Source organism: Gorillibacterium sp. CAU 1737 (assembly GCF_039888655.1).
Taxonomy (GTDB): domain Bacteria; phylum Bacillota; class Bacilli; order Paenibacillales; family NBRC-103111; genus Gorillibacterium.
In genome coordinates this window covers 21,780-40,533 of sequence record NZ_JBDQQO010000014.1, presented here as the reverse complement: position 1 = coordinate 40,533, position 18,754 = coordinate 21,780, and the positions used below count along the sequence as shown (strand labels likewise).

The following is an 18,754-nucleotide window of genomic DNA, read 5'->3' as shown; positions in this document are numbered from 1 at the left end:
ACTCCCTCCGGCCTTACGGCAGCTCAATCGTTTTGTTCTCGCGCGATTCCTTGTACAGCACGATGGTCTTCCCGATCACCTGTACGAGCTCCGCTTCTGCGCCGGAAGCCAGCGCTTCCGCAATCTCGCGAGCATCGTCTGAATTGTTATTCAGGATGGATACTTTAAGCAACTCGCGAACCTCCAAGGCTTCAGCGATGTGACGAATCAGGTGATCGTTGACGCCTCCTTTTCCGACCTGGAAGATCGGAGTCAAGTGATGCGCGAGTGCGCGCAGGTGGCGTTTTTGTTTTCCGGTTAACATGATTTTACCCTCTATTCTTTTGAAATAACATTGATTTTTGCGGCGAGCGCGGCCTCCACCTCGTCGCGCATCGCTTGCACGGGAGCCTGTGCCCCCGTCCACAGCTCGAAGGCGTACGCGCCTTGGTGCACGAACATGCCGAGGCCGCCATGGACGCGGCAGCCCGCGGCGAGCGCGTCCTTCAACAGCTGCGTCTCACGCGGATTGTAGACGATGTCGCTGACGAGAAGGCCCGGATGAAGCAGCGAACGCGTGAGCGGGCTCTCTTCGACATCCGGATGCATGCCCGCGCGTGTTGTATTCACGACGAGCTCGGCCCCGGCAAGCGCAGCCTCCGCTCCGTCGGAGCCGCAGCCTCTTACCCGCTCGGGCTCGCCGAAGCTCTCCGCCAGCTCGACCGCTCGCTCCGCCGTGCGGTTCACGATGACGATCTCGGCGGCTTGTTCGCGGGCGAGCGCCCAGACGATTCCTCGTGCGGCACCGCCTGCGCCCAACACCACGATCCGTTTGCCGGCCGGGTCAAAGCCCGCCTCTTCGCGAAGCGAGCGAACATAGCCGATCCCATCGGTATTGTACCCAATCAGGCGGCCTTCGTGGTTGACGATGGTGTTGACGGCTCCGATCGCCCGGGCACTCTCATCCACCTCATCCAGATGCGCCATCACGTGGACCTTATGCGGGATGGTTACGTTCACCCCGCGAAGTCCCAGCGCACGAATGCCATAGACGGCATTGGGCAGTTCCGTCGGAAGAACGTGAAAGGCGACGTAGACCCCGCCGATTCCCGTCTCGGCAAAAGCCCGGTTCAGCATCCGCGGAGATTGCGAATGCGCCACCGGGTCTCCAAACACCCCGAACAGGACGGTGTGTGCATCAATCGGTTGCGGAAGCATGCGGTTCAACACGTATCCCTCCTGAATGGAGCAATTGGCTCCATGTTCTCCCTTATCGGGTACATTTGCCTTTGCCTTGTCCGTTTAAATCAGCGCCGGGCGAATGGCGACCTTAACGCCCTTTGGCGCCCAGATGACCAAATCGGCGGCAAAGGTTCCTGTTGCGGTAATCCAGCCCAGGCCGGAGAGCAGCACATCCATCTTGGCCCCTTGCGGAATCCGCACCGCATGCTTCGTGAGTGGAGGTAGCTCCTCCAGATGCTCAAGGACCGGCGGGGCGAGCAGCGTTCCTTTGTGCTCGGCATACAGCTCATCCGCCCGCTCCAGCTTGGTCCGGTGCAGCTTGAGGGCCTCGGACATATAGCAGGTGAACGATTGTCGCTCACCTTTTACGAAATCAAAACGCGCAAACGCTCCGAAGAAAATCGTCTGCCCCTCATTCAATTGGTACACCTTCGGTTTCAAGGCGCCGCTTGGCAGAAGAACCGGCAGGTCTTGCTTGTTCACAAGCTCCGTCAGCCGATGGCGGTAGACGATTCCCGGTGTGTCGATGATGGACTTGCCGTCATCGAGGGGAATGTGCACGAGCCCCAGCGTCGTGCCCGGGTAAGGCGAAGTCGTCAGCTCGGCCTCCAGGTCGCTGTAGTCGCGAATCAAGCGATTGATCAACGTCGACTTCCCTACGTTCGTCGCGCCGACAACGTAGACATCCCGCCCCTTGCGGTATTCATCCATCCGTTCCAGGAGCTGATCGAAGCCCGCATTTTTCTTGGCGCTGACCAGGACGACGTCCACCGTCCGAAGCCCGAATTCCTTCGCTTCGCGTTGGACCCAGTTGCGGAGACGGTTCAGATTCGTCGCCTTCGGAAGAAGGTCGGTTTTGTTCACGACAAGCAGCACCGGGTTGTTCCCGATGAACCGTTGGAGACCGGGGATCAGGCTCCCCTGGAAATCAAACAGATCGACGATGTGCACGACCAGGCTGTCGGTGGCGGCAATGCTTCCAAGTATGGCCAGGAAATCGTCCTGGTTAAGTGTCGTTCCGGATAGGTCATTGTAATGCTTGATACGGAAGCAACGTTGGCAGATGACCGGCTCCTTGTCGAGCGCTTGATCCGGCACATAGCCCAGCTTGGTGCGATCTTCCGTCTGCAGCTTAACTCCGCAGCCCTCACATCTCAAGGATTCGCGGCTTCCCAAGGGTACAGGGATTCCTTTATGGTTTGTCATGGGGTACTCCTTTCGAGAGCTTGCGGCGGGCAGCTCTCCTCATGCATTTTTGTTCACGAGGCGGATGAGCTTCTCAATTACACGGTTGACGCGGGTAAAGAAGCCTTCCTCCTGCAGAGCGATCGGCTGCACCAGAACCGTATAGAGCCCCATCCGGTTGCCGCCCAGCACGTCCGTAAGCAACTGATCTCCAAGAACCGCGGTCTCTTCCGGCTTCAAATTCAAGATCGAGAGCGCGCGATGAAAAGCGGCGATCCGCGGCTTGCGGGCGCCGTATACGAACGGGATTTCAAGAGGAGCGGCGAATTTGCTCACCCTCGCCTCCCCGTTATTGGAGAGCACCACCACTTTAAAACCCAGCTGCTGAAGCTCGCTCAGCCACTTGATCAATTCCGGAGTCGCGAGCGGAGTCCTGGCGCTTACCAGGGTGTTGTCCAAATCCGTGATGATTCCTCGGATTCCCCTCTCCCACAGCTCGGTCAGGACCAGTTCATAGACGGTCGCGACCTGCTGCCGGGGAACCAGTTTATTCAACAATCCGTTCACCTCAAATGCTTCATAGTACACCAAACTATACCATACAAGTCCAATTCCGCGCAAAATCAACTTTTCACGGTCGACTGCAGGCAAAAAGCCGCCCGCATAAGGCGAACGGCTTGCTTATGATCCAGGTTTCATCGGATCGTATTCGACGGGTCATCGATCCTTGCGCAGCTTGCGGGAGAGGCCGGCTGCTCGAGCCGCTTCTTCCTCGGTTACGCTGCGGGGACTGTATTTGGCCTTCTCGAACAGAGCGAGCAGCTTTTCGAGGTCGCTCGATAGCCAGGAGTCCTTTTGCCGCCAGCGATCCACCGTTTCCCGTGCGGTCTCATGCTCGAGAACCGGGAAGCCCCGGCGGCGGAAGACGCGCAGCACGCGCTCGAATTCCTTCACCAGAAGGCGGTCATAATTGGGCTCGGGACGGCTTGCGGCAATCATCCGCTTCAGCCAAACGGGAGTCCAACGTCCACGACGAATGCCCGCGGCATACCAGAAGACGAGACCCGCTGCTGCCAATACACCAAGGCCGGCGAATGTCCACCCGCCGAACGAGATGCCACTCGAATCATTTGTCGAGGAAATGGAAGGCTCTGAAGCTTGCTCAGGCTGAACAGGCTCTTTGGTTGGCTGCGAAGGGTCGTCTGCATAAGGAACCACGAACCCCGAGGTGGGATCGAAAGGAATCCACCCATACCCGCTGAAGTACACCTCCACCCACGAGTGAGCATTGGAGTTGTGCACCGTATAGGTTCCCGCTCCATTCGGATCGCGTTCGCCAAGCCGGCCCATGATTTCCTGCGGGGTCATTTCATCGAAGGGGCTCGCCCCTGATGAATAGCCCTTCACCCAACGCGTCGGAAGGCCGATCGTTCGGGCCATGACCGCCATCGCGGTCGAGTAGTAGTCGCAATAGCCCTGAAGCGTTTCAAACAGAAAGCGATCGACAAAATCCTTGCTGCTGCTGTTGCTCTCGTCCGGCTTGTTGTTGTACGGGAACGTCGTCTGCAGGTACGTCTCCAAAGCCTTCGCTTTGCTGTAGGGATCGCTTGCCTCCTTGGTGATATCGGCGGCCAGGGTCCGAACGCGCTCCGGCAAGCTGTCGGGAACAGCAAGGTACGTGCCGAGCTGCGCCTTTTCCGGGTACGTCATCGGGCTCTTGCGCAGGCCGTTCTCGTCGAGAATCGGCATTTCGGATGTCACTGTGTAGGTTTTCGGCCTTCCGCCCTCTCCCCACAAAAGCTCCGCAGAGGGGCTTCGCCAGGCCGCGTCAAAGCCCGTATCCTTGTTGTTCACGCTCGTCAGCGAGCTCAGCTCAAAGGCTCCGAATGCGATATCGTACTTCGGCGACTTTTCCAGGAAGGTAATCGTCTGCTTGACCTCGACGGTTTTGCGCTTGGACAGGTCGAGGCGGGAATCAGGCACAAACGCATCCTCTTTGCCTGAGATGTCGAGCATTTGCGCGGTTCGGGTGGCCCGGCTGTCCTGCCAGCCCGATCCAGTATAGACTTCCTTCGTTTCTCCTCGCCAGTAGCTGCGGTGGCTCGTCTCGACCGTAAAGACCGTCGCATAGTCATAGTCGAAGCCGCCGCCGAGCCCGGAATCGTCTCGACTGTAGCCGGACAATCCTCTCGTCGTTGGCAGAATCGGGCTCGCCAGCTCCTTGAGCTTGCCGGGAACCGTCACCGGCTCGCCTTCCCAGCGCATGTACAGCGTATAAGGATCGGTGAGCACATTGTTCACGTCGGGAGCGAGCGTACCCGCCCCTACCGTAATAGTGAGCAAGAGCACGATGGGCGTGATGGAGGAGATCGGGTAATCCGCGATATACCCCCAGTTGTCCGGGCTCTTGTCCCGCAAGCTCCCGAAATGCCGAATGACGAGCAGGAACAGGCCGCACAGAATGAGCCAAGCCGCTTCGTCCCAGAGATAGACGAGGCTGAAGGAGTCGCGGAGCGCCATGGCCAATACCCCCAGGATAAGGGCGATGGCGATTCGCTTCTTGCTCTTCATCCACCAGATGGTGAAGAGATACAAAATCCAGGTGCCCATTCCGAACCACAAGTAAGGATACAACTGCTCGGCATTTTCCAGAAAAAGCTGGCCGAATTGACCGACGGTTTTCGGTTTCTCCCAGATGGGCGTATACCCCAGGGCGATTCCAAAAAAGACCAGAAGAAGGACAAACTGCAGGACTCGGTGAAGGAATCGGTTCCGAGCCCGTGCCGCTTCGGTTACGAAGACAATCCCAAGCGTCCAATAGAGCAGCAGCACCGTCTTGGGCAGGAATCCGCCGTCTTCTTCGCTAAACCAATGAATGAATGAAACCAGGAACAGCCCGCTGAACAGGATACCAAACAGGTTCAGCCAATCGACGGAGATACGGCGCACGGATGTACCAGAGGAAGTACCTGCTGAAGGAGTCGTTTTCCAAACACGCTGCGCCATCAGCTTCGCCCTCCTAACTGTGCGGGAAGCTCCTGCAGATTGGTGATCGGGTAGGCCAGAAAGCCCTTCGTCTGCATGAACTTCACCCAAGATCTTCGATCCGATTCCGAATCCGCTGACGTGAGTACGTGGCAGCCGTTTACTTGTTTATGATGAAGCCAGTTAAGCGCCTTCCAGGCGTCTCCGTTCTGCTCCGGCGTGACGACAACAGCCAGCATCCCTGGAATGAAATTCCGCCCGTGCTCTTCCAACACGCGTGTGATGGGATGGGTACCGTCCGCTTCCACCCCGATCAGATGGTCCATAATCGAGCGATAATGAAGAGAACCAGAACCTGCTTCGATGAACGTCGCTTCCCTGCCTACGGACAGAAGCCCCATCGACAACCGCTGCTTTCTTCCGAATTCCAGCAAGGAGGCAGCCGCAGACACCGCGAGCTCGAACGCTTCCCGGTCCACGTAACGGTCCCGGTTGCGCTCGAGAATAATCAGCGTACTGAGCTCGGATTCCCGCTCGAATTCCTTCGATTTCCACGTACCGGTGCGGGCCGTCGCGTTCCAGTGAATGCGGGACAGCCGGTCTCCGTAGTTGTATTCCCGCACACCGTTAATCTGGGTCGTCTCCCGCTGGGCGCGAGTCGTGATGGAATGATGCTGGACGCCTCTCATCATTTGCTGAAGCCCGGTCCATTCGGAGACGGCCACCGTCTCCGGCAGCACCCGGAAGGAATGAGGGAGCGCGATTCGTCCCCCGTGCTCAAACACCCCGAAGATGTCTCCCGTCGAGCAATCCGTCCCTTCGAAGCGGTAATGGCCGCGGCGGAGCGGATGCGTCCGATAGCGGATCTCCCCGTTTCGTTTCCAGTCCGGGATGAAGACGGACTCGAAGGTCGTCCCGCCGGCCCCGTGGTGGGTAAGCGTATCCTTGATGCGAACATACGGGAGCGGCCAAAAACCTGGAATGTGCACCTGAACCGTGACCGAAAGAGAGGTTCCCGCGCTGAGCAGCTCTTGGCTGGCCCCCTCTACGCTCCGCTTCCCTTCCGTCCGGGCAACTCCGCTCCAACGTCCCAGAATGATATACAAGCAGAGAATGGCGACGATGACAAAAATCATGTAAGCCAACTTGCCGCCCTGGAAGAGCAGAAAGACCAAGCTCACCAAAAAGAAAGCCAGCAAGAGGCCGTACCTCATGGAAAAGCGAACATTCTTCGGCTTCTCGCGCCGATGGATCCCCTTCAACGCGCGTCACCTCGCGAGCCGGACGGGAACCTTGACCTGCTCGAGCACGGAATTCATGACGTTCTCGATGGTCAGGCCTTCCAGTCGGGCTTCGGAATGAAGCAGCAGGCGGTGATTCAATACGCGGGGAGCAAGGAGCTTGATGTCATCCGGAAGAACGTAATCGCGGCCGCGCAGGAAGGCAAGCGAACGGGACGCCTGGCTGAGCGCGAGCGTGGCGCGGGGACTCGCTCCGAGGAAAATGGACGGGTGCTCCCGGGTACGGCGCACGATGCCCACGATATATTTGGCGAGCTCCTCTTCCAGGTAAATCTCATGAACCCGCTGCTGCAGGGCAAGGACCTCTTCCACCTCAATCACCGGTTCGAGCGAGGTGACCGGGTGCTCCTTGCTTTGAATGGCCAGCATGCGAAGCTCGGTCGCCTCGTCCGGGTAGCCGAGGGAGAATTTCAGCATGAAGCGGTCAAGCTGAGCTTCGGGAAGTACATACGTGCCTTCAAAATCGATCGGATTCTGGGTGGCGAGCAGCAAAAAGGGCTTCGGCAGCTCGTAAGCGACACCGTCCACCGTCACGAAGCCCTCTTCCATCGCTTCGAGCAGAGCGGCCTGGGTCTTGGTGGTCGCGCGGTTGATTTCATCCGCCAGTAAAATATGGGTCATCACCGGTCCTGGCCGGAAGACGAACTCCTCTTCCTTCGGGTGAAAAATGGATACGCCGGTGATGTCGGTTGGCAGCAGGTCGGGGTTGCATTGAATGCGGCGGTACTGGCCGCGGATGGAGCGGGCCAATGCCTTGATCAGCACCGTTTTCCCGGTGCCGGGGACGTCCTCAAGCAGCACATGGCCGCCTGACAGGAAAGCGGTTAGCAAAAGCTCGATCTCTTCGCTTTTTCCGAAGATACAAGCTTCCAGGTTACGTTTCAAGCGTTCGATCGATGCCATCTCTTCCTTGCGAATTCCCTCCATATGCTAGCCTCCAGTAGTGGGGTGATAAGTGCGGTATTCGACAAAATGATTGATCTTTTGCAAACGAACAAGATCCATAAAGGTAGTTTACAGGATTTGATAGAGTCCACACAAGGCTCCCACTCTTCTAATTGAAGAAAACTCTTCCTGAGGAAGAACCGAACGGCGACACAGCAAAAAGCCAGGCGTTCTCCATGGGAGAACCGCCTGGCGAAGAAGAGCAAACCGATACAAGCCATCAGCCCTTCGGCTTGCAGACGAGCGCGACCAGGAATGAGAAGATGATCGCCGCGGAGATACCGCCGCTCGTCACCTTGAAGATACCGGTCAGAATGCCAATCCAGCCATTCTGGTCAAACTCCACCAAGGCTCCGTGGACGAGCGAGTTGCCAAAGCTGGTGATCGGCACGGTAGCGCCCGCCCCGGCGAATCGAATCAGCGGGTCATACCAGCCGAGTCCATCCACGATGGCGCCGACGACGACGAGTGTCGCCATGGTATGCGCAGGCGTCAGCTTGAAGCCGTCGATCATGATCTGCCCGATCAGGCAGATGGCTCCCCCCACGAGAAAGGCCCATACGTAGTCCATCAGTTTCCTCCTCCTTCCGCCTCGATGGCTACGGCGTGGGCGATACAGGGAATGCTTTCTCCCTGCTGATAGGACAACGGGGACAAGAGCGCGCCTGTTGCCACCACGAGAATGCGCTTCAATTCCCCTCGGTTCATCCGGTTGAGCAGATGGCCGTAGGTGACCGTCGCGCAGCAGCCGCAGCCGCTTCCTCCGGCTTGGACCTGCTGCTTTTCACGGTCGAAGATCAGAAGGCCGCAATCGGAGAACACCGTCTGGTCGATGGGCACCTGGTTCTCGGCAAACAGATCGCGGGCAAGCGAATGGCCGATTTCGGCCAAATCTCCGGTGATGATGAGGTCATAATAGGAAGGCTCCAGTTGGAAATCCTGCAGATGGCGGGTGATCGTATCCACCGCAGCCGGCGCCATCGCGGCTCCCATGTTGAACGGGTCCTTGATGCCCATGTCCACGATCTTGCCAATGGTCGCGCCCTTGATCCGCGGACCGCTTCCGCTGGCTCCGAGGACCGATGCCCCGCCGCCCGTGACCGTGAATTGAGCGGTCGGAGGCTTCTGGGAGCCGTACTCCGTCGGGTAACGGAACTGCTTTTCCGCCGTGCAATTGTGACTGCACGTGCCCGCGATCGCGTAATGAGCAGCTCCGGAGCTGATGAGCTGCGCGGCAACCGCCAAGCTTTCCATCGACGTGGAACAGGCCCCGAACACCCCGAGATAGGGCAAGCCCACAGTACGGGCCACGAAGCTCGTGCTCGTGATCTGGTTCATGAGATCCCCGCCAACGTATACATTGACCGCATTCTGGTCAATGCCCGACTTTTCCACGGCACGCGTAATCGCTTGCTCCAGAAATTGCTGCTCCGCGAGCTCCCAGCTCTTTTGCCCAAGCCGCATGTCCTCGTGAATGAGATCAAACTCGTTCTTGAGCGGCCCCTTGCCCTCCTCCGGCCCTACCACGGACGCATAGCCCAAAATGACCGGAGGGGAATCGAACCGCCAGCTTTGTTTTCCTTGTAGCATGCTGTCCCTCCTCACGCAAATAGGCCGTGCAGAATTCCGATAAAGAAGGCGGCCACCGTGCCGAACACGATGACGGCTCCCGCCACCTTGAACATGTTGCCTCCTACGCCGTAGACGAGCCCTTCGCTGCGATGCTCCATCGCCGCAGAGCACATCGAGTTCGCAAAGCCAGTAACGGGCACCGATGTTCCAGCACCGGCCCATTGGGCGAATTTGTCGTAGACCCCGAGTCCCGTCAGGATACAAGAGAGCAAAATGAGTACCGCGACGGTGGGGTCTCCCGCTGTCTTCTCGGTGAACCCCCATTCCTGAAACAGCTTGCGCAGCAGTTCTCCGAACGTGCAGATCAGCCCGCCGACCAAGAAGGCGAGGATGCAGTTGCGCACAATGCGGCGCGGCGGCTCCTTCGCTTTTGCCAGCTGCTGATAGTTGGCCTGGGTCGGTGTGGTCTTCTTCTTGTTGTTGGCCATGTCCCATTCACCCTTTCTTGCTGATCCATCGCAGTCTCTTACGTCTTGAGAAGCGGAGAAAGCTCGCGAAGTACCTGTTTAAGATCATGCGAGCATCGCCGGTAGCTCTCCCGTTCCTTATCCGATTTTGCCGTCAGCGTGTACAGGTCCAGGTCGGCCTGGCATTTGCGGAGGAGGCTCGTCAGAAGAACCGGACTTTCTCCGGCTGGAAGCTCACGGCGATCATCAAAGAGATCGAGATAGAGCCCGCCGTCTCCGTCCACCTGGGCAAGGTAAATCTCCTCCGGCTTCACCTTTCGCTTGTCGAGCTCCTTATGCAGCCAGCGCTCGCTTTTCTCTGCCTGTACAAGCGCCTCCGGGACGACCTTTCCATCCATGATGATGACCTGCGACTCCGTCGTCTTCTCGTTTGGAATGGAGATGTTGAGCAGCTTCGCGGTAAGCGGCTGGTACTCTTTTTTGAGCAGGATGTTCAAGTCCCCGCCCGCTTCGAGAACAGCGTATTCCACCTCGTTCACATCGAAGACATCCTTCTTCCTTAGCTCCTCCATAAGATCATCCGGAGAGAACCGCTCCCTGCGCAGATTCTTTTCCAGAATCTTGCCGTCCTTGATCACCTCCGTCATGCTTCCTTCCAGAAAGTTTCGAATCCGGAGGTTTCGCAGGGTGATGTGCTCAAGGGCATACGGAACCAGGAACCAGATGAGAAGCGCGATCACCCCGTGCAGGTAATGCGCCTCGACATCTGTGGAGATGAAGCCGGCCAATTCCCCGAGCGTGATGCCGAGCACGTATTCAAAAAGAGTGAGCTGGGAGATCTGCTTTTTCCCGAGAATGCGCGTCAGCACGAACAGGATCACAACCGCCGATAGGGAGCGCCACACGATGACATACCAATTTTCCATGGGAACCCCCCTTTATTCATCGGGCGCTTGGGTTAGTATGGAACATTTGGGAGGGTTTTATGACCCGTGAAAAAAGCGTGCTCGCCCTCCCCGTTCTGGAACCCGATGAAAGACCATCGGTTCCTATGGGGCGACGAGCACGCTCATACCGGTGCGTTGCTGGATCTGTCGAGCCGGTGGTGCCGGCTAGACGGGTTGCAATGAGATCAGATGCAGAGCTCCTCGCCTTCCTGCGCGAAGAGGAAGCGGAGCATGGGGCTGATGAGAGGATGCAGCACCGAGATGTGCCCTTCCTCGGCAAATTCTCGCCAGACGAGGCGGGTGAGCCCTTGCTCCCGGTAGGGGAGCAGCCGCTCATGGTACGCCTTCGCGTTCTCAAAGATTTTGTCATCCTCCGTTCCGACTGTGAACAGCAGATCCGTCTCCGTCTCCTTCGAGCGGAGTCGGGCTTCGAATTCAGGAAGCCTGCGGAACAGAATTCGATCATCCCACCAAAGAGACGGGCTTCCCGCCACATAAGAGCGGAACAAGCCCGGACGCGTCAGGAGGGCATACAGCGTGAAATAGCCGCCGAGCGAATGGCCGAACAGCCCTTGCCGGGTGGAATCGATCGGGAAGCGCCGGCCGAGGAGGGGCATCAGCTCGCCCTCGATGAAGGCGAGGAAGCGGTCTGCCCCGCCGTTGAGCGGCCACGATGAACCGTCCGGCCGCAGGCTTCCCCTCGCCGCCGGCGTGGTGAGGTCGTAGAAGCGCCGCTCGGAGACGAACGGGCCTTCGGCGGGATAGCCGATGCCGACGACTACACCGGGCGGCAAGCCGCGCGGATGGCGGGTGACGAGCCGCATCGCTTCGGCCAGCGAGCCGAAGTAGGCATTGCCGTCCACTGCGTAGAGCACCGGGTATCCGCCGGGAGGCGGCGGCTTCAGCGGCACGTGGACGAAGATGCGGTAAGGCAGGCCGGTGATGCCGGAGATGAGATCGAACTGCTCCGTACCCGGCATGGCATACGGGATAGCCGCGTGAAACGGCTCTGTCGCCTGCACGGGCAGCGGAGTCATCAGGGGCGGTACTGCGGCCGGCGTACGAAAGCGCGCCGCATACCGATCGACCGGAGGAAACAACCAGGCGAGCGCTTCGGGAAGCTGTCGGGCCATGAAGACGAAATCATGGGTCGCTCCATCGACAATCTCCAGATGAAGCGCCTTCGGCGAAACGCCCTTCGCCCGCCACTCCCGGCACATGGCAAGGGTGGTCGGGACCATGTTCCGCTGCTGATTCTCCTTGCCCATTCCCTCCCGGTTGCCCACGGAGACATAGAAGGCCTGTCCCGCGTCAGGAGCCGGCCATTCCAGAAGGCTCTCCAGCACGTTCTCATACCAGAGCGAGGCGGACAATAGGCCGAAGCGGCCGAAGGTATCCGGCCGCCAATAGGCGCCAAACAAGGAGATCAGGCCGCCCAGGGACCCGCCCATCAGTCCCGTATGCTCGGGACCGGTCAGCGTGCGATAGGCGGAATCGATCCAGGGCTTGATGGAGTCGGCCAACTCGTCGAGGTAGGCCCGGCCCCTTCCCCCGAAGGAAGGGCGGCCGGCCGTTACCGCCTCCGTCGGCCAAGGGGTGTATTCATCGTTGCGGCAGTCTGAATGGACGCCGACAACGATGACTTCCTCCGCCTTTTCCTCGCGGAACAACCGTTCCATATAGCGATAGCAGGCCCCCATCAGCTTCCCCCCGTCCTGCACATAGACGACGGGATAGGCCCTCTCCGACAATGCGTAGGTGGGGGGAAGGTACACCGTAAGCCTGCGTCCCTTCCATTCTCTTTCTTCCATAGTGGATTGCGCGTTCATGAGGGATGTGCTCCTTTTCTAGCCGGTGTGATTAAGCTGCTCGCGGCTTGTTCCGCCGAATCAGCAAGTAGACGAAATAAGGCGCGCCGATGACCGAGATGACGACCCCGACCGGAAGCTGCGCCGGCAGGAAGAACGTTCGTCCGATAAAATCTCCGGCCAGCACGAGCACCATGCCGAGCAGTCCCGCAAGCGGAAGAGCCCGGCGGTTGTGGTAGCCGACGAGGCGGTAAGCGATGTGCGGCGCGATCAAGCCGACGAAGCCGATGGTTCCGGCGACCGCAACGGTTGCTGCCGTCAAGCCGACACTGATCGCGAGCAGGCCATTGCGCGTCCGCTTAAGCGGCACGCCCAGGCTGATCAGGCTGTCGTCGTTCAGGCGGAGCAGGTCCAGCTTCCTGGACTTGGCCCAAAGAATCGGCGCCAGAAGCAGCACCCAGGGCAGGGTCGTCTGAATATACAGCCAGTTGGCCGTATTCAGATTGCCGGAGAGCCACATGGCTGCCTTTTCGAAATCGCGCGGGTTCATCTTCAGGGAGAGGTACATCGTCATCGCCCCGAACCCTGAGCTGATCGCGATCCCGACCAGGATGAGCCGGCGCGGATCGAAGCTGCCGCGGCTCTGGGCGAGCGTGTAGATCAAGATGACGGACAGGAGCCCGCCGATCAGACCGAACAAGGGCATCGCCATCACCGCCAACTTGCCCGAAAGGGAGATGACCCCTTGAAAGGCGAACATGAACAAAATCACAAAGAAGCTCGACCCGCTGTGAATGCCCAGGATGCCCGGATCGGCAAGGGGATTGCGCGTCAGGCTCTGGACGGCGGCACCGGCCATGCCGAGCGCAAAGCCGACAATTGCACCCAGCACGATGCGGGGGAGCCGGAATTGAAAGACAACCAGCTCGAAATCTGGGTTGTGACTGATTCGGAGGAGTGTCTTCATCACCTCCGAAACACTCAGATCAAATTCGCCATTGGTCATCCCGAGGTAGATCAGAAGTGCCGCCAGCGCCATGGTTACGGCATAGGGAAGGAAGCGAGAGCCTCTTCGCAGAAGCGGGACTCTCTTAGTCAAAGCAGCTTTCTCGTCGTGGACCGGCTTCCGGTTATTTATCGGTTGTCCCTGTTCCCTCATGTCCGTCCCCCCTTTCTCTTGATGAGGTAGAGGAAGAAGGGCACCCCGAATAGCGCCGTCACCACACCGATCGGCGTCTCGAACGGGGCGTTCAGGAACCGGGAGAAGATATCGCAGAACGCGAGGAACAAGCCGCCCAGAACCGCCGAGAGCGGCAGGACGAGCCGGGAGTTCCGAGTGGACAGCTTCCGTGCCATATGCGGCACAATCAGGCCGATGAAGGCGATCTTCCCTGCAATGGCCACCGTAATTCCGGACAGCAGCGTGACACCGATCATTGCCAGCACTTTTACAAGGCCCGTTCGAACGCCAAGCCCCTCCGCCTGCTCTTCCCCGAGCGACAGCAGCGTAATCGAGCGAGAGAGAAGCAGAACGATGATCAATCCAACGATCGCAAAAGGCAGCGAAAGCTTGATCAGGGTCGGGTCCAACTGGTAGAGGCGGGCGTTGTACCAATAGCTGATTTTTTGCGGGATGTGGTAGTAGAGCGCCAGAGCATCCGCGGTTCCATTCAGGAACATACCGGTTAAGGTCCCGAGAATGGCGAGTGTAACCGGATCTCCCTTCCCGGGAATCAGCCGAAGCAACCCGAAGACGAGAATGGCGCCAAGGGCGGACCCTACGAGGGAGAAGCCGATCAGACCAAGCCCTCCGCTAGTCGGGAAAAAGATCATGGCCACGGTAACCGCAAATACGGAGCCGTCCAGCACCCCCATGAGCGAGGGGGAAGCAAGATCATTGCGGGTGATACTCTGCATAACCGCACCGGACAAAGCAAGGCATGCCCCAAGGAGCAACGCGCCGAATGCCCGCGGCAGTCGGGAGTGACGGATGACCTGATGATCCACATTCGAGGGATCGAAATGGACGATGGCTTGCCACACATCGGCGGGTTGGATGGATTTCGCTCCATACAGGACAGAGGCGGCGACGAGCAATAGAGCAACAGCCGGCGTCAATCCGAGGATTAACGCCGGCAATCGGTTGGTTATACGCATCATTCAGCTCTCCGTCAACCCTACTGCACGTTCGCAAGGAAGGCTTTCAGGAATTGAACCTTGCTGTAGGCGGTTCCGCCCTGTGCCAAGGGATCGACGACGTTGACAAACAACTGGTTGTTCTTCACCGCATTGATGCTGGAGAAGATCGGGTTTGCCTTCAGCTTGTCGACGGCATCCGTTGAATTGGCGTTCTCATCTTCCGAGAATTGAATGTAGAGAACATCCGGGTTCATCTCGGCCAGCTTCTCGACAGACAGCGTCTCCTGCGTCTTCGCCGCAGCGATTACATCGGGAGCCGCTACGCCGAGATCCGTGTAGAGAATCGGATTGAAGAACAGGTTCGGTCCGTAGATGCAAATTTCGCCTTGCCGAATCCGAACGATCGCGACCTTCTTGTCCTTCAAAGATGTTTCGACCTTGGTCTTGCCTGTATCCAGATCGGCTTTGAATTGATCGATCAGCTTGGTCGCCTCATCGCTCTTGCCGGACAGCTCGCCCAGCAGCTTCAGGTTGGCATCCCAGTTGGTGGAAACGTGAGAATAAGGAATGGTCACCGCGATTTGCTCCAGCTTTTGAATCACGGCTTCATCAAACTTGGAGGTGCCGAGAATGACATCCGGTTTAAGAGACAAAATTTTCTCGAAGTTCGGCTCTGTTTTCTCCCCGATGGATTCCGCCTTGTCTGCGATCGGAGCATAGAGCGCCGGGAATTTACCCGAGAAGGAGACCATTCCTACCGGATGAACGTCGAGCAGGACCGAATCCTCCATCGCTTCCAACGCGCCCGCGATGACAATGCGCTCGGCTTTGACCGGTACGACATATTCTTTATCGAGGTATTTGATCGTGTGCGTGGCGGCAGAGGCTTCCGTAGTTGGAGCCGTGGTGGCAGACGGTGCGGTGGAGGCTTGCTCCGTCGAAGCCGGCGATGCCGACGGCGACTCGGCCGTGGTGCTCTTCGAACTGCAGCCAGCCATTACCGCCAGCACAAGGACCAACATCAAGCTAAAGGTTAACCGTTTCATTTCTCTTTCGAACCCCTTCCGAATTTTTAATTGATAACGATTCTCAATTACTATCATAGGAAGGATGTTCGCTGATCTCCATAGACAAAATTCCCGTTCGGCATGGATATTTTGCCTCTATCCCCCCAACTGCCTCACCGATGCCCCTGATCCCGCTGAATGAGCATCGAACAAATGGATCAGGTTTTCCCGCATCCGATCCAGCGCAATCGGGGAGTATTCCCGCCACGGGCTGGAGGATAACAAGTGCACCCGATTGGAGCGAACGGCCGGAAGCGACTGCCATTCGGGGGTTCGGAGGAGCTTTTTCCATTCCATCAGGGTCCTCGTATCTTGGCGAACAAGAATCATCAGGTGCTCCTTCTCTGCGAAGGCGAGCTGCTGCAGGGTAACCCGCTCCTCCTCGTCCCCATCCCTCGGAGCCATATCCGGCCTTTTAATCCCGAGGTGACGGTAGACATAATCCAACGTTCCAGGAGAGCCCAGACCAAACATCCCCTCCGCCGTCATGCGAATGAACAGCGCAGCAGGGGCTTTTCCTCCCGAAGCTGCCTTAATCCGTGCTTTGGCATGAGCTGTTCGCTCCTCAAATTCCCGAATCCACCGTTTCGCCTTCGCTTCCACTCCCAGAAGCTCGGCCAGCCGGCGAAGGCCGATCCTCCAGCTCTCGTTCTCTTCAGGCGGAAGGAGAAAGGTCGGTGCCAAGCTCTCCAACTGCTCCTTCTCCTGTCCGGTCAGATCCGATGGGCAAACGATCAGTCGCGGTTCGGCATCCCGCAAGCGGTGAAGGTTGGAGTCGACTGTCGATTCCATTCGCCGGTCTTCCAAAGGATAGGGAATATCCGTTCCGTAGTTCTCCAGGTAATAACCGGACCATTTGGGATGCAGCGGTGCCGCCTGCGGAATGACGTCAAGTGCGAGCAGATAGCCGGTTCCTGCCGAGCTGCCATAGACGGCGGTGCGATGCTTCCGTTCGATGACATACTGGGATGGAGACAAGCCGTAGACGCGCTTGAACAAACGACTGAAATAAAATTCATCCTCGTACCCTACCGCGTGAGCAACGTCCTTCAGCTTCTGACATGGACGAAGCATGATGCGAACCGCATGGTGAAGGCGAGTCCGCGTCAAGTAATCATGCGGGCTAGCCCCATACCGCTTCCGAAAAAGAGAGGTGAAGCGTTTGGCGGTGAGCCCGGCCATCGCAGCAAGACGATCCGTCGTAAGCGGTTCATCGAGATGCTCTTCCATGTAGTTCTTCACGCCTTCGATAGGATCGAGAGCAGGCTCCATTTGACCCGAATGTCCCTCCGCCACCTCCAGCAAAAATTCCATCGTCTCAATCTGCGCTCGGCAGCGGAGAATGGGATCTTCACAGCTGCATAAGCTGCAGATAGCTCGGCAGCGCTCCGTCGGCTTCACCGGCTGCGGCAATCGGGCTTCCTCCGGAAACGGGAAGGCGCCTTGCCCGTTGATGGGCTCCAGATGCCCCTTGGAATCGGCTGAGGGCCGATACATCCCCACTCTTAAAACAGCCACAGATGCGGATTCCCGGTCCGAGTTAAGGGAGATGGTCCCTCCCGGCTTGCATATGTAAAGCGTATCCGTCTTCATGTCGCAAACGCGGCTCCCCCGCCTCAGTTGACAAGAGCCTTCCAGGAGGACGAGAAAGGTTGGATGGACGAGCAGTTCCTGAGTAAGACCGAGGTAAGGGTCGCGACCGATTCTTTTCAACTCCGCATCCTGGAGCTGAACGGTGAATCGACTGAAATCAAGGGAGTAAGGTTCCATTTGAATCGCCAAGGCTTTCTCACCCTTCGAATGTTAATTGATAATGAATCTCATTATCAATATTATCGCAATCTGCTCTTCTCTTACAGTGATTTTCTTTACACCCCTTTCCTTCTTTTTACAAAAAGAGCCCCCCTGCCTGAACCGATTTCCGACGGTTCCCGGCATGGGAGCTCTGGGATTACTCTTTCTTTACTCGTTAGTCGTTGCTGAGAAGGTACAGACGGCTCGTCTCTTCGAACAGCTCGCCCTTCGCCAGGCTGATCAGCCCGATCTCTTCTGCGGGGAGATCGACATTCGGAGCGTTCACGAGGTTCATCTGCGGCTCTGGGCAAAAGAACCCGACTTCGCCTCCGTTGTTCCAAATCATCCACTGCTTGTACGCGGTTCCTGCGTCATAGACCAGCTTGATTCCGGCTCGGGCATCGGTCAGCTCCATCCGGTTGCGGCCGCCTTGAGGCTTGGCCGTGTAATGGTTGTCCATCGAAGCAAAATAGGGATACACGCCATTATCCCGAAGCTGTTCTTCCTCAGGAGCGAGAGCTTGGAAGCTTCCCGTCGGCAGCATCCGCTCGGTCATGGCCCAGCGGTCGCCAATGGTCAGCTTGACCTTATAATCATCAGCCGAGCTTCCCGGAACGAACGGCGCGTTGATGGCGGTATGGAACGCCAGCAAGCAAGGAAGCGGCTCGTCTCCCAGGTTGCGGATGAGCACGTGCTGAGCCAATCCAAGAGTCGGGTGCAGGGTATAGCGAAGCTGGAAGGTGAACGAGAAAGGCAGGTGGCGGTAGATCGGGTGATCTTCTGTCACCGTAATCGAGATAACCGCATAGCTTTCCTCTCCGTTTACGCCAACCTGGTCCACATTCCATGCCGCTGTATACAAAAAGCCGTGCAGATGGTTTCCTCGATCGGTCTCATTGACGGGAAGCTGCAGCACGCGCCCGTTCCATGGAAATTTGCCATCTTCGAAGCGGTTCGGAGGGAAGAGCACCGGGATCCCGTGTACGCCGGGGTTCGCCTTGAAGGCATCCATCTCGTCCGATGCGGGCTCACGCAAAATGGCATACCCGTTCTCCGTATCGCGGAACGCGATGAGGTTGCCGCCGATTTCGGGCAAGAGGGCTGCTTCATAACGCCCTGCTTTCAGCCAGACTGCTTTTTCTCCTTGATAATCGCCAAGATAAGCATCCGCCTTGGTATTCATGGGTCAGAAACTCCTTTCAAACCGGACATTGTCGCGCCGGCAGCGTGATGGTCATGCGGGTGAGCCTCTTCTGGAGACAGACAAAAAAGAGTAGACGAAGAGGCTCCGATGCAGAGAAGCGAATACGATTCTACTCAACC

General features: G+C 58.0%; 17 protein-coding genes. All 17 read right to left on the bottom strand.

What is annotated here, in order from left to right; translation table 11 throughout:
• Nucleotides 1–13: 13 nt before the first annotated feature.
• The 17 genes from yhbY to AAFN83_RS20590 all read right to left on the bottom strand — a co-directional run bounded on the left by yhbY (nt 14) and on the right by AAFN83_RS20590 (nt 18,614).
• Nucleotides 14–304: a ribosome assembly RNA-binding protein YhbY gene (yhbY, locus tag AAFN83_RS20670; protein WP_347772928.1), complete on the bottom strand. Its 291-nt coding sequence runs from the start codon at nt 302–304 to the stop codon at nt 14–16.
• A gap of 11 nt (nt 305–315) precedes the next feature.
• Nucleotides 316–1,197: a shikimate dehydrogenase gene (locus AAFN83_RS20665; RefSeq protein ID WP_347772998.1), complete on the bottom strand. Its 882-nt coding sequence runs from the start codon at nt 1,195–1,197 to the stop codon at nt 316–318.
• A gap of 84 nt (nt 1,198–1,281) precedes the next feature.
• A complete protein-coding gene (gene yqeH, locus AAFN83_RS20660) occupies nt 1,282–2,427 on the bottom strand; it encodes a ribosome biogenesis GTPase YqeH (RefSeq protein ID WP_347772925.1) in 1,146 nt (381 codons plus the stop codon).
• Between the two features lie 39 nt (nt 2,428–2,466).
• Entirely contained in the window at nt 2,467–2,964 is a 498-nt protein-coding gene (locus tag AAFN83_RS20655) for a YqeG family HAD IIIA-type phosphatase (RefSeq protein ID WP_347772923.1), read from the bottom strand.
• 159 nt (nt 2,965–3,123) lie between these two features.
• Nucleotides 3,124–5,412: a DUF4129 domain-containing transglutaminase family protein gene (locus AAFN83_RS20650; RefSeq protein WP_347772921.1), complete on the bottom strand. Its 2,289-nt coding sequence runs from the start codon at nt 5,410–5,412 to the stop codon at nt 3,124–3,126.
• On the bottom strand, nt 5,412–6,653 hold the full coding sequence (locus tag AAFN83_RS20645; RefSeq protein ID WP_347772919.1) for a DUF58 domain-containing protein: 1,242 nt from the start codon (nt 6,651–6,653) through the stop codon (nt 5,412–5,414). The genes AAFN83_RS20650 and AAFN83_RS20645 overlap by 1 nt, the downstream gene beginning before the upstream one ends.
• A gap of 6 nt (nt 6,654–6,659) precedes the next feature.
• Entirely contained in the window at nt 6,660–7,619 is a 960-nt protein-coding gene (locus tag AAFN83_RS20640; RefSeq protein ID WP_347772917.1) for an AAA family ATPase, read from the bottom strand.
• 238 nt (nt 7,620–7,857) lie between these two features.
• Complete coding sequence (spoVAE, locus tag AAFN83_RS20635) at nt 7,858–8,208, bottom strand: stage V sporulation protein AE (protein WP_347772915.1); 351 nt, start codon at nt 8,206–8,208, stop codon at nt 7,858–7,860.
• Nucleotides 8,208–9,227: a stage V sporulation protein AD gene (spoVAD, locus tag AAFN83_RS20630; RefSeq protein WP_347772913.1), complete on the bottom strand. Its 1,020-nt coding sequence runs from the start codon at nt 9,225–9,227 to the stop codon at nt 8,208–8,210. The genes spoVAE and spoVAD overlap by 1 nt, the downstream gene beginning before the upstream one ends.
• Before the next feature lie 11 nt (nt 9,228–9,238).
• Entirely contained in the window at nt 9,239–9,697 is a 459-nt protein-coding gene (gene spoVAC, locus AAFN83_RS20625; RefSeq protein ID WP_347772911.1) for a stage V sporulation protein AC, read from the bottom strand.
• Nucleotides 9,698–9,735: 38 nt separating this feature from the next.
• Nucleotides 9,736–10,602, bottom strand: a complete 867-nt coding sequence (locus tag AAFN83_RS20620; RefSeq protein WP_347772909.1) for a DUF421 domain-containing protein — start codon at nt 10,600–10,602, stop codon at nt 9,736–9,738.
• 206 nt (nt 10,603–10,808) lie between these two features.
• A complete protein-coding gene (locus tag AAFN83_RS20615; RefSeq protein WP_347772907.1) occupies nt 10,809–12,452 on the bottom strand; it encodes an alpha/beta hydrolase in 1,644 nt (547 codons plus the stop codon).
• A 31-nt stretch (nt 12,453–12,483) separates the two neighbouring features.
• The gene (locus AAFN83_RS20610; RefSeq protein WP_481810538.1) at nt 12,484–13,470 is read right to left on the bottom strand and encodes a FecCD family ABC transporter permease; all 987 of its coding nucleotides are present in this window, start codon (nt 13,468–13,470) and stop codon (nt 12,484–12,486) included.
• Nucleotides 13,471–13,586: 116 nt separating this feature from the next.
• Entirely contained in the window at nt 13,587–14,588 is a 1,002-nt protein-coding gene (locus AAFN83_RS20605) for a FecCD family ABC transporter permease (RefSeq protein WP_347772903.1), read from the bottom strand.
• Nucleotides 14,589–14,608: 20 nt separating this feature from the next.
• Nucleotides 14,609–15,616 (bottom strand): ABC transporter substrate-binding protein, encoded by a 1,008-nt coding sequence (locus tag AAFN83_RS20600; RefSeq protein ID WP_347772901.1) that lies wholly within the window; start codon nt 15,614–15,616, stop codon nt 14,609–14,611.
• A gap of 117 nt (nt 15,617–15,733) precedes the next feature.
• Complete coding sequence (locus tag AAFN83_RS20595) at nt 15,734–17,419, bottom strand: helix-turn-helix domain-containing protein (protein ID WP_347772899.1); 1,686 nt, start codon at nt 17,417–17,419, stop codon at nt 15,734–15,736.
• Nucleotides 17,420–17,606: 187 nt separating this feature from the next.
• Nucleotides 17,607–18,614 carry an aldose 1-epimerase gene (locus AAFN83_RS20590; RefSeq protein ID WP_347772897.1) on the bottom strand — a complete coding sequence of 336 codons (1,008 nt, stop codon included), beginning with the start codon at nt 18,612–18,614 and terminating at the stop codon, nt 17,607–17,609.
• Between the last annotated feature and the right edge of the window lie 140 nt (nt 18,615–18,754).